A 715-nucleotide genomic window follows, 5' to 3' on the forward strand; every position below is an offset into this window, starting at 1 on the left:
CTCAATTGAGGTCTGATCTTCTCTAATTGCTCCATGCATAACTGCATCGCCAATTCATTATGCTGGGGTAGCTCTTTGTGCAATTTTTCACTCAAGAACAGAATTTCATTATGTGGCTGATCAAACAAAACGCGACAAGAAAACAAGGACTCGTAATACGATAAGGGTTTTGTCATCGGGCCCGAAAAACGAATTTCATCAACCGGCGATTCATCTTGCAGCAAAACACGAAACAGTACGAAGGACGCAGATATATCGCGCTCTATCATGGGCATCTGAAGATCACCAAGATCTCTTGCCTGTGAAATTCTCAAACCGGAATATTGATTATCTTCAACCAATACAATGCGATTGTAGGTATAGGTGAAGTCAATAAACTGAATTCCGAGTTCAATCGCTTTGCCGAACGTTGAGCTGCTGATCAGCGCAAGCCCCCATACACCATAACTTGGTAGATTTAAGTTGAAACCTGCCTCAAGCAGGACATTTGAATCATCAGATGCAGATAATAAGTTACGATAAAACTGCAACTCTTCTTTTGATGAAGCAGTCTCTTTTGGATTCGCTAAACGCGATTCTTCAATACCAGTATGACTTAGCAGCGTTGATCGAGCATGGCCCTTCGACTCCATCCATTTGAGCATTTCCACCAAGCCGATGATCGAATGACGGACATCCATAATGAACACCTATCAATATTATTATTTGGTTAAGA

The 715-nt window shown here is 41.5% G+C and carries 1 protein-coding gene; it reads right to left on the reverse strand.

Annotated elements, in window-relative coordinates; all coding sequences use genetic code 11:
- The coding region (locus A3762_RS06430) for an AraC family transcriptional regulator (RefSeq protein ID WP_068754573.1) at positions 1-680 on the reverse strand (680 nt) is incomplete at its 3' end.
- Positions 681-715 lie beyond the last annotated feature (35 nt).

This window comes from Oleiphilus sp. HI0125 (assembly GCF_001635355.1).